Source organism: Phytoactinopolyspora endophytica, from assembly GCF_004138495.1.
GTDB lineage: Bacteria > Actinomycetota > Actinomycetes > Jiangellales > Jiangellaceae > Phytoactinopolyspora > Phytoactinopolyspora endophytica.
Window position 1 is genome coordinate 76242 of record NZ_ML142863.1, and the last position, 4971, is coordinate 81212.

6 protein-coding genes are annotated in these 4971 nt (G+C 67.5%); 2 read left to right on the top strand and 4 right to left on the bottom strand.

The features are described 5' to 3' along the window. From ELR45_RS41425 to ELR45_RS24625, 4 genes are all read right to left on the bottom strand, one after another. Nucleotides 1–519, bottom strand: a 519-nt coding sequence (locus ELR45_RS41425; protein ID WP_240760109.1) for a signal recognition particle receptor subunit alpha, incomplete at its 3' end; no start/stop codon positions are given. A 338-nt stretch (nt 520–857) separates the two neighbouring features. Beyond that, the gene (locus tag ELR45_RS24615) at nt 858–1058 is read right to left on the bottom strand and encodes a CsbD family protein (protein WP_129668703.1); all 201 of its coding nucleotides are present in this window, start codon (nt 1056–1058) and stop codon (nt 858–860) included. Nucleotides 1059–1150: 92 nt separating this feature from the next. Beyond that, entirely contained in the window at nt 1151–2362 is a 1212-nt protein-coding gene (ftsY, locus tag ELR45_RS24620; protein WP_129668704.1) for a signal recognition particle-docking protein FtsY, read from the bottom strand. A 131-nt stretch (nt 2363–2493) separates the two neighbouring features. Further along, nucleotides 2494–2775: a hypothetical protein gene (locus ELR45_RS24625; protein WP_129668705.1), complete on the bottom strand. Its 282-nt coding sequence runs from the start codon at nt 2773–2775 to the stop codon at nt 2494–2496. A 244-nt stretch (nt 2776–3019) separates the two neighbouring features. Between ELR45_RS24625 and ELR45_RS24630 the strand changes: the two genes are divergently transcribed. Together ELR45_RS24630 and ELR45_RS24635 are read left to right on the top strand one after the other, a co-directional pair. Then, the gene (locus ELR45_RS24630; RefSeq protein WP_129668706.1) at nt 3020–4003 is read left to right on the top strand and encodes an ATP-binding cassette domain-containing protein; all 984 of its coding nucleotides are present in this window, start codon (nt 3020–3022) and stop codon (nt 4001–4003) included. Continuing rightward, nucleotides 4000–4842 carry an ABC transporter permease gene (locus ELR45_RS24635; protein ID WP_129668707.1) on the top strand — a complete coding sequence of 281 codons (843 nt, stop codon included), beginning with the start codon at nt 4000–4002 and terminating at the stop codon, nt 4840–4842. Before ELR45_RS24630 ends, ELR45_RS24635 begins: the two co-directional genes overlap by 4 nt. Nucleotides 4843–4971: the final 129 nt, after the last annotated feature.

Consider the following 4971-nt stretch of genomic DNA (forward strand, 5'->3'; position numbering starts at 1 on the left):
AACCGCCACCGGGTCGCCGACGCCATTGCCCGGCTCAGGTGCGAACACGGCGACGCCGGCCTGCTCACCGACGACCTGAAGCTGGTTCACCGCGTTCGGACGCTGCAAGTCGGCGGCCACCAGCATCGGCTGCTTGCCCTGGTCCTTCAACCAGAGCGCCAGCTTTCCCGCCAGCGTCGTCTTACCGGCGCCCTGCAGACCGGCGAGCATGATGACCGACGGCGGCTGCTTGGCGAACCGCAACCGGCGGGTCTCACCGCCGAGGATCTGAACGAGCTCCTCGTTGACGATCTTGATGACTTGCTGCGCCGGGTTGAGTGCCTGCGAGACCTCGGCACCGCGCGAACGTTCCTTGACCGCGGCGATGAACTCCTTCACCACCGGCAGGGCGACGTCCGCCTCGAGCAGGGCGACACGGATCTCGCGCGCGGTCGCGTCGATGTCTGCCTCGGAGAGGCGACCTTTTCCGCGCAGCGTCTTGAACGTGGCTGTCAGGCGGTCAGAAAGAGTGGCGAACACGTCGGCTTCGAATCCTCACGGTCCGGGGTGCTTGAAGTTGACTCCTGCCAGCCTACCTTGGTGGGTCCACCGGAGTGGATCCCGCGCGCGGAGACTTCCAGCCGTCGACGGCATCACCGACGGCACGCGAATCTCAGACGCCGGCTACCGACTCGTTGACGTTGTCGACGGTGGATCTGTCACGGGCGGCTCGCACACAGACGGTCCGATGCCGGGAGACTCCTGGAGCCGACGCTCCAGCTCATCCACGCCTGCCGTGTCGTCATGCAGCCGGCGCAGGTCGCCACCGTAGCGCCGCAACAGGAGCTCGGCACCGTCGCCCAGCTGGTCACGGGTCACTACTTCTTTCTCAGCGCGTCCCGGGCCTCCTCGGCGGCATCCTTAAGCTTGTCGCCGGCCTTTTTCAGTCCACCTTTGGCCTGCTCGGTCCTGCCTTCGGCCTGAGCCTGCTCGTTGTCGGTGGCCTCGCCGGCCTTCTCTTTGGCCTTGCCTTTGAGCTCCTCGGCCTCGTGCCGCAGCCGGTCTTCGGGGTCACCCATCGTCTCGCTCCTCATGTACGGGTTCACAATCCCTGATACCAGGGGCCGTTACCCATTCAGCCGACCGTCACGCCGGTCTGACGTTGAGAGGGCTAGCCGAGGAGGCCGTCGACGAACTCTTCCGGATCGAACGGCGCCAGGTCGTCCGCGCCCTCGCCGAGCCCGACCAGCTTCACCGGCACGCCGAGCTCACGCTGCACGGCGACGACGATCCCGCCCTTGGCGGTGCCGTCCAGCTTGGTCAGCACCACACCGGTGACGTCGACGACCTCGCTGAAGACACGGGCCTGCATCATGCCGTTCTGACCCGTGGTCGCATCTATCACCAGCAGCACCTCGTCGACGGGTCCGTGCTTCTCGACGACGCGCTTGATCTTGCCCAGCTCGTCCATCAAGCCGACCTTGGTCTGCAGCCGCCCCGCGGTGTCGACGAGCACGACGTCGGCTTCCTGGTCGGTACCGGCCTTGACCGCGTCAAACGCGACGCTGCCCGGATCGCCGCCCTCCGGTCCCCGTACCGTGGGGACACCCACCCGGTCACCCCAGGTGGTGAGCTGGTCGGCCGCGGCGGCCCGGAACGTGTCCGCAGCCGCGAGCAGCACGTCGCGGTCCTCGGCTACCAGCACCCGGGCGAGCTTTCCGACCGTCGTGGTCTTCCCAGTTCCGTTGACGCCGACGACGAGCACGACCGCGGGCCGGTTCTCGGCTACGTGCCGATCGGTCTTCAACGTCCGGTCCAGCGACGGGTCCACCAGGGCGACCAGTTCCTCGCGCAGGACCGACCGAGCCTGCCCCGATTCGGTCAGGCCCTCGACCCTGGAACGTGTCCGCAGCCGCTCCACCAGCTCTTGGGTCGGGGTAACTCCGAGGTCCGCTGTCAGCAGTGTGTCCTCGATCTCTTCCCAAGTGTCCTCGTCGAGCCGCTCCCGCGACAGCAGTCCCAGCAGCCCACGGCCGAGCGTCGACTGCGACTGCGCCAGCCGCGCTCGCAGCCGGGTGAGGCGCCCCGCCGCGGGCTCGGGACGCTCGACTGGCGTCGAGACGATCTCCTCGACCGCCGCCTCGTCCACCTCGGGCTCGGCCGGGGCTGTATCCGGCTCCGGAAGCGTGACGTCGGAGACCGTCCGCCGCTGCTCGTCGACCGCCGGTGTCGCGTCGTCCCCGACACCAGGCGCATAGTCGACACCCGGCCGGGGCGATTCGGGCCGCTGCTCGACCCGCCCTCTCCGCCGCGGGACGACGAGCGCCAGGACGGCCCCGATGAGCAGGACAGCGACAACAAGACCTATCAGCACGTACTCCACGAGCGCCCATCCTCCCACGGATCACCGGCCGCTCTCACCCTCACCGGTCGAGGTTGTCAGGGTGGCCCGCACCCGTGAGCGTGGCCTGCACCGGGAGATGGCGCGGCAGCACCGCGATCGCTAAGACCGGGTCACCGCGAGATCGCGTGCCCCCGCGCGGGGATCGCTGGGCGGGGCATATGCACCGGCACTGGCTTGCTGAGCCGCTCGGCGATGACGCGCCGCCCGACGCGGAGATGGTGGCTCACCAGTTCGCCCACCAACTCGGCGCGGACCTGCATGCGATAGCGCCGGCGACGCAGCCAGCGACGGCCACGGCGCGAACGCGTCAGTTCGTGCGCTACTCCGGCGACGCCCAAGATGGCGGTGGCCAGCAGCACGATTCCCAACATGGCGACGGCGATCGCGGTCATGTGAACCTCCTTCACACCACAAGTCACATGAGTCACATCTGTCACGCCAGACTACGTGAGTAGCACAGCAAATGCCGGACCACCGCCGCCTCGGCGTGTCGCTCTCAGCGCACTGTCAGCACAAACATCCGGATGTCAGCGCGGTGTGCGAGGACTGTCAGTAGGTACCGCCAAGATGGTCAATGTCAGAGGGACTCCGGCATTGGCCGGATCCACTATTTATCGGCATGGAAGGACAACGGACATGTCCGCTGCACCCGACATCGCGATTCAGGCCGAGGGCCTGGTCAAGCGTTTCGGCGAGACGACGGCGCTCGCCGGTGTCGACCTGGAGATACCGACCGGCACCGTACTCGGGGTGCTCGGTCCGAACGGCGCCGGCAAGACCACTGCTGTCCGGGTGCTGAGCACACTGCTGCGGCCCGACGCCGGCCACGCCACCGTTGGCGGCTACGACGTCATCCGCCAAGCGCACCAGGTGCGCCAGCTGATCGGATTGACCGGACAGTACGCGGCCGTCGACGAGAAACTCACCGGAACTGAGAACCTGCTGCTCATCGGCCGGCTGCTCGGAATGGAACGGGCCGAGGCCAGGCAACGGGCCAAGGAACTGCTCGGCGAGTTCGACCTCAGCGATGCGGCGAGCCGTGCGGCCGAGACCTACTCGGGTGGCATGCGCCGTCGTCTGGACCTGGCGGCGAGCCTGGTCGGGCGGCCCCGCATGCTGTATCTGGACGAGCCCACGACCGGGCTCGACCCGCGTGCCCGCAAGGAGCTGTGGAGTGTGATCCGCGGCCTGGTCTCCGGTGGCGTCACTGTGCTGCTGACCACTCAGTACCTCGAGGAGGCCGACGAGCTCGCCGACGAGATCGTCGTCATCGACCATGGCCGGATCATCGCGTCGGGCACATCGTCCGAGCTGAAGACGATGACCGGCACCCAGACGCTGGCCGTGCAACCCGCCGACGCGGCCCACCTCGCCACCGTGACGTCGGTGGTAGCCGAGCTGACCTCGACCACGCCGGAGATAGACGGCATGTTCGTCACCGCATCGGTGACGGACCCGGCCGTGCTCCCGGCCGTCGTCCGCAGGCTCGACGACGCCGGCGTCGTCGTCACCGAGCTGACCCTGCGCAGCTCTAGCCTGGACGAGGTGTTCCTGTCCCTGACCGGCAGTCCTGCCGGTGACAGCGACGACGCGACACGTACCGAAAGGATCCCAGCATGACCGCCTCGACGACCACAACCGCGCCGGCCGCCCGGGAGACGAGCAGCCTGCCCGAGGTGGACGTGAGCCCGCGGGTGAGCCCGATCGACGGCGTCCGGCAGAGTCTCACGCTGGCCTGGCGAACGGTAGTCCAGGTCCGGCACAACCCGTGGGAGCTGGGCGACTTCAGTATCCAGCCGATCATGTTCGTCCTGCTGTTCACCTTCATGTTCGGTGGTGCCATCGCCGGCGACTGGCAGGAGTACCTGACGTTCATGCTGCCCGGCATGATCGTGATGAACATGCTGTTCGTCACGCTCTACGTTGGCCAAGGTCTCAACACCGACCTGACCAAGGGCGTGTTCGACCGGCTGCGGTCGCTACCGATCGCCCGCTGGGCGCCGTTGGCCGGTCGGATCCTCGCCGACCAGGTGAAGCAAGTCTGGTCGATCTTCCTGGTACTCGGCGTCGGCATGATCCTCGGGTTCCGGCTGGAGAATGGCATTCTCGGCATGCTCGGCGCGGTGGGTCTCCTGCTGACGTTCGCGCTGGCGTTCTCCTGGACGAGTGTCGTCGTCGGCATCCTGGCCAAGGACCCGGAGCGGGTACAGATCTACGGCATGACCATTCTGTTCCCGTTGACGTTCGTCAGCAACGTCTTCGTGCCGGTGGAAACGCTGCCCAGCTGGCTGGAGCCCATCGTCGATGCCAACCCAGTGTCGACCATCGCCGATGCGGTCCGTGGTCTGCTACTCACCGGGGCCGAAACGGGTCCGATCATCCAGACCCTCATCGGTGCTGCCGTGATCGTCGCCATTTTCGCGCCGCTCTCGGTCTGGGCGTTCAAACGGAAGCTCTGACGCATTACCCGGCGAGCTGGTAGGTGCGTAACAGGCTCAGGGCGGCGTCGCGACTCATCGCGGCGCCGCTCGCATATTCGCGCTCGAACGCGTCGTCGCCCAGGGCCTGCCGGGCGGCTCGCTCGGTCG

Excerpts from the sequence above, each read along its gene's own strand:
- ELR45_RS24635 (WP_129668707.1), top strand. The coding sequence starts at position 4,000 with ATGACCGCCTCGACGACCACAACCGCGCCGGCCGCCCGGGAGACGAGC.
- ELR45_RS24630 (WP_129668706.1), top strand. The coding sequence starts at position 3,020 with ATGTCCGCTGCACCCGACATCGCGATTCAGGCCGAGGGCCTGGTCAAG.
- ELR45_RS24615 (WP_129668703.1), bottom strand. The coding sequence starts at position 1,058 with ATGGGTGACCCCGAAGACCGGCTGCGGCACGAGGCCGAGGAGCTCAAA.
- ELR45_RS24625 (WP_129668705.1), bottom strand. The coding sequence starts at position 2,775 with ATGACCGCGATCGCCGTCGCCATGTTGGGAATCGTGCTGCTGGCCACC.